Source organism: Bartonella sp. EBT8, from assembly GCF_055796165.1.
This window is the reverse complement of the sequence record NZ_JBTTDJ010000030.1, coordinates 1-4,789: the sequence shown is the minus strand read 5'-3', so window position 1 is coordinate 4,789 and position 4,789 is coordinate 1. Positions and strand designations below refer to the sequence as shown.

Annotated in this window: 7 protein-coding genes; all 7 read right to left on the bottom strand. The window is 37.0% G+C overall.

Annotation, left to right across the window (positions count from 1 at the left end; all coding sequences use genetic code 11):
* Positions 1–15: 15 nt before the first annotated feature.
* Positions 16–267 carry an HNH/ENDO VII family nuclease gene (locus AC0QT4_RS08495; RefSeq protein WP_473201247.1) on the bottom strand — a complete coding sequence of 84 codons (252 nt, stop codon included), beginning with the start codon at positions 265–267 and terminating at the stop codon, positions 16–18.
* Between the two features lie 407 nt (positions 268–674).
* Positions 675–1,262 carry an SMI1/KNR4 family protein gene (locus tag AC0QT4_RS08490; protein WP_473201246.1) on the bottom strand — a complete coding sequence of 196 codons (588 nt, stop codon included), beginning with the start codon at positions 1,260–1,262 and terminating at the stop codon, positions 675–677.
* A gap of 60 nt (positions 1,263–1,322) precedes the next feature.
* Entirely contained in the window at positions 1,323–1,688 is a 366-nt protein-coding gene (locus tag AC0QT4_RS08485) for an HNH/ENDO VII family nuclease (RefSeq protein ID WP_473201245.1), read from the bottom strand.
* Positions 1,689–2,050: 362 nt separating this feature from the next.
* Positions 2,051–2,626, bottom strand: coding sequence for an SMI1/KNR4 family protein (locus tag AC0QT4_RS08480; protein ID WP_473201244.1), 576 nt, complete (start codon positions 2,624–2,626; stop codon positions 2,051–2,053).
* Positions 2,623–3,096 (bottom strand): SMI1/KNR4 family protein, encoded by a 474-nt coding sequence (locus AC0QT4_RS08475; RefSeq protein WP_473201243.1) that lies wholly within the window; start codon positions 3,094–3,096, stop codon positions 2,623–2,625. Before AC0QT4_RS08475 ends, AC0QT4_RS08480 begins: the two co-directional genes overlap by 4 nt.
* A complete protein-coding gene (locus AC0QT4_RS08470; protein ID WP_473201242.1) occupies positions 3,093–3,566 on the bottom strand; it encodes an SMI1/KNR4 family protein in 474 nt (157 codons plus the stop codon). Before AC0QT4_RS08470 ends, AC0QT4_RS08475 begins: the two co-directional genes overlap by 4 nt.
* Before the next feature lie 17 nt (positions 3,567–3,583).
* Positions 3,584–4,789 (bottom strand): HNH/ENDO VII family nuclease (locus AC0QT4_RS08465; protein WP_473201241.1); only part of this gene is annotated, 1,206 nt, incomplete at its 5' end.

Sequence of the window (4,789 nt, the reverse complement as noted above, 5' to 3'; positions counted from 1 at the left end):
TTTATTCTCCATAACTTATTGTTTTTCTAGCTTCATCTTTTCTTCTATAGCCTTAGCGCGATCTTTCCAATATTCCGATCTCCACTTATTAAACTGCGGTCTATCAATACCTGATCCCATGGTGTTGGGGTTAATATGAATAACAGAGTTATTATCCTTATGGAATTCCTTACCAACCTCTGCTAGGGGACCATCATGCGTTTGCAACATGTGATGCAACTCAACAGACCTACCATCAAAACCAATGGGAGCATTCCCTGCCTTCATCCTCTCAATGTTTGTACCCCACACCGTTTTTTTATTTTCTTTCCAATTAGAAATTCTGTTAGGATCGAACAGATCGTTTCTTTGATAAACTTTGTTTGTCTGACCAGATTTACTATCGGTAAATTGAATGGGTTTCTTTTTTAACCAAAGCTTTTTTCTTTAGCAGCAAGTTTGATGAGGTTTTTTGGGTAGCGAATTTAAAGAATATCACCCTGCATCGCAATGTCACCACTGGGTGCGATAAAACTTTAAACGGGATTGGTCTTCTCTGGAAAACTTAGATGCTCGTAAAGCTTTTCCACCACCTGTTTAATAAAAACAGAGATGAGCTGCTTAGATTTTATTGCTTCTTTGGATAAAACAATGGCAGGTTTAAAATTGTGCAAGATTTTCTAAACTATAGGTTTTCAGGAATTGTCCCTCCTCCATATTTTTTTCCAAAGACTCTTGTAAAAAGGGAGAGGTTGCGTATCGGATGTTTGCTCAGTCTTTTCATGCCCTGTCTCATCACCCACATAGACCTGTTCTATATCCTCTCCTGCATGCACTTTGATTCTTTTGCACAAGAATTCATAAAAATTACTGGCGTAATATTCGGACTCCTCATCCGCAAACCTGACATAGAGTGGGCATTCACCATCCCGAAACTGAGAATAATCAAAATAAAATGTTTCATCAAGATCATAACTCACAACGAGTTGTTCTGGTGTTATAAAACCTTCTTTTCTATCATTTAAGTTGTGACACACAATACTAAAACTAGAAGTAAGCGCACAATCCTTATAAAGTCTATAAATATTCTCACCCCTAATTTCTCCTCCTCCATATTTTTTTAAAAAAGCTTTATAGGAAGATGTGAATTGTAAGCCAAGAGCTTTTTCAGCTTTTTCAATCACGAAATCATCGACAGCAATCTCTTCAGTTCCAAAACTGACAATATCACCTTCATATTTATCAACTAATTCTATAACATCATCTAAAGTATATGTTTTCATCGATCATTCTCCATCAATTATTCCATAAGTTTTTTTTATCTCTTTTCAATTAACCGCAGCTTATCTCTGCTCCTTCATCTGTCCCCATTTTCCAAAATCTATCCCTACAATACCCCATCTCATATCAATTAATCCTTCTAAGTTAATGTTTTGCCCTTCTCTATACCCTTTAGCGCGTTCCTTCCAATATTCCTCTCTCCAGAGATCAAACTTTGATCTCTCTATAAGTGATTGATGTGTTTTGGGATTAACATGAATCACGGAAGTATATTTCGTATGATCTTGATTGGTAATTTCTGCTATGGGCCCCTCATGCGTTTGATTTAGGTGATGTAACTCAACAGGCTTACCATCAGAACCAATAGGAGCTCTTCCTTCTCCCATTCTCTCAATATTAGTGCCTCTCATTTCTTTCTTATTTTTCATCCAATCAGAAACTCTGTTAGGATCGAACAGATCGTTTCTCTGATAGACTTTGTTTGTCTGTCCAGTTTTACTATCGGTAAATTTAATGGGCTTCTCTTTTAACCAAAGTTTTTTGTCTTTAGCAGCAATTTTGGTAAGATTGTTTGGATAGCGAATTTAAAGAATATCACCCCGCATCGCAATGTCACCACTGGGTGCGATAAAACTATAAGCGGGATTGAAGTTCTCTAGAACATCTTAGTTGGTTGTAAAGCTTTTTCTCCACCTGTTTAAGCTAAACAGAAGTGAGTTGCTCAGATTTTTTCTTTGGATAAAATAACAGCATGTTTAGGATTGTGCAAAATATACTAGGGTATAGGTTCTTAGGAATTACCCTGCCGCCATATTCTTTTCCAAAGACTCTTGTAAAAAGGGAGAGGTTGCGGAGGAGGAATTTGTTCATTCTTTTCAATTGGCTGATCACCCTCAAGCGTCTCATCACCTGCGTGCACTTTGATTCTTTTGCACAAAAATTCATAAAAATTACTGGCGTAATATTCGCACTCCTCATCCGCAAACCTGACATAGAGTGGGCATTCGCCATCCCGAAACTGAGTATAATCAAAGTAAAAGGTTTCACCAAAATCTGTTCTGCTAACGGCAAGCTGTTCTGGTGTTGCAAAACCATGTTTCCTATCTTGTAAGTTGTAGTAAACAATATCACCAGCAGGAATACCTACATAATCCCCATAAATGCTAAAGATTTCTTCATAACCAATTTCTCCTCCTCCATAATTTTTTAAAAAACTTTTATAAGAAGATGTAAATTGCAAACCAAGGTTTTTTTCAGCTTTTTCGATCAATATATCATCAGGCGCATCTTCTGCTGTACCGAAATCAACTCTATCACTATATTTATCAATTAGTTGTGCAACATCAGTTAAAGTATAAATTTTCATGAATCATAACCCAAATTATCCTTAATTCTTTTGCATAAAAATTCATAAAAATTACTCGCATAATATTGAGGTTCTCTAGGTGGAAATTTAAGATAGAGCGGACATTCGCCATCCCGAAACTGAGTATAATCAAAGTAAAATGTTTCACCAAAATCGGTTCTACTAACAATAAGTTGCTGTAGCGTTGCAAAACCATTTTTTCTATAATTTAAGTTTTTATAAACAATATCATCACTACGAACAATCTCAAAGTTTGTATCATAAACGCTACATATTTCCTCACCACAAATTTCCCCTCTTCCATAGTTTTTTAAAAAATTTTTATAGGAAGACGTAAACTGCAAAGCGAGAGTTTTCTCTGCTTTTTCAATTAGTACATCATCAACTGCTTCATCTGTAGAGCCAAAATCGATACTATCGCTATATTTATCAATTAATTGTACAACATCAGCTAAGGTATAGATTTTCATGAACCATCCCCTGCATGCTCCTTAATTCTTTTACAGAGGAATTCATAAAAATTGCTTGCATAATATTGTGGATCTCGAGGTGGAAATTTAAGATAGAGCGGACATTCACCATCCTGAAACTGAGTATAATCAAAGTAAAATGTCTCACCAAAATCTGTTCTACTTACAACAAGCTGTTCTGGTGTTGCAAAACCATGTTTTCTATGATATAAGTTTTTATACACAATATCACCAGCAGGATGATCTTCAGGACTTGCGTTATAAATGCTAAAGATTTCTTCATAACCAATTTCTCCTCCTCCATAATTTTTTAAAAAACTTTTATAAGAAGATGTAAATTGCAAACCAAGGGTTTTTTCAGCTTTTTCGATCAATATATCATCAGGCGCATCTTCTGCTGTACCGAAATCAACTCTATCACTATATTTATCAATTAGTTGTGCAACATCAGTTAAAGTATAAATTTTCATAATTTTTTCTCCATAAATTATTGTTGTTTTAGCTTCATTTTTTCTTCTATAGCCTTAGCGCGGTCCTTCCAATATTTTGGTCTCCATATATCAAACATGTCTCTATCGATACCCGATCCCATTGTATTAGGATTAATATGAATAACAGAGTGATGTTCGTTATGAAATGCATTGGTAACTTCTGCTAAGGGACCATCATGTGTTTGCAGCATATGATGTAATTCAATGGGATTATCATTAGCATCAAGAGGAGCTCTTCCTGTTTTCATTCTATCAATATTGGTACCCCATACTTTTTTCCCTCCTTGTCTCCAAGAAACGATTTGGTTAGGATCAAACAAATCTTCTCTCTGATAAACTTTGTTTTTCTGAGTAATTTTCTCTCCCTTGTAAGTCATTCCAAACTCAACCTCAATGGGATCCGCTGACCAGAATTTTCTTTCCTGCCCCAAATATTGAGTTGCAATAGCTTCATCGCTCATCTTTCCGAGTGCTTGAGAAACTTTGCCAGATGATTGAACAATTTCTTTTTCAGCCTTAACAGCGAGTTTGTTAAGAGCTTTTTCGGAAAGCTTGCCAGCAAGCTTTACACCACCCTTGGCTAACCCAGCCCCTCCCACCACTAGAGATGCTGCTTCAGTCAATAATTTTCCAAGTTCAAGTCCAGCATGAAACGATCCGCTAATTCCCGCTCTTTGATATTCCTCCTCTAGATAATTAATACGCTCTAGATAAGACTGCTTTATTGTTTCTGTAACATTTCCACTCGTTACTAGAGATTTAAGTGCTTCCAAAGTCTCTATGGGATGGCGCACCATTTGCCAAAAATCTTGAACCGTCTCATATAATTCAGCGGGTACACCAGCGACCACACCTACCGAAAAAAACACATCTTGTTGATTATCAATCTCGAACCATTTTTCTTCAACGTCTCTTCGACACCACTTATCTGAACATTCCTCTAATTCTTTCTTCTTCTGCGCTTGTTGAGCGCTGCTGAGGTAGTTGTTTGCAGCAGCATTCCCAGCAGCATCAGCACCGCTATTCACATCGCCACCAGCAAGACCAGCAGCAAAGCCACCCGCAGCCCGTGCAACATCAATGGTATGGTCTCTAAAGGAAGCAAATTCAGCATCAATCCTTGCCGTGATGCGCGCTTGTTCTTCAGGAGTTGGTGTGCGACCATTTAAGTTCCCCATTTCCTCTCGGACAATTCCTTGCAT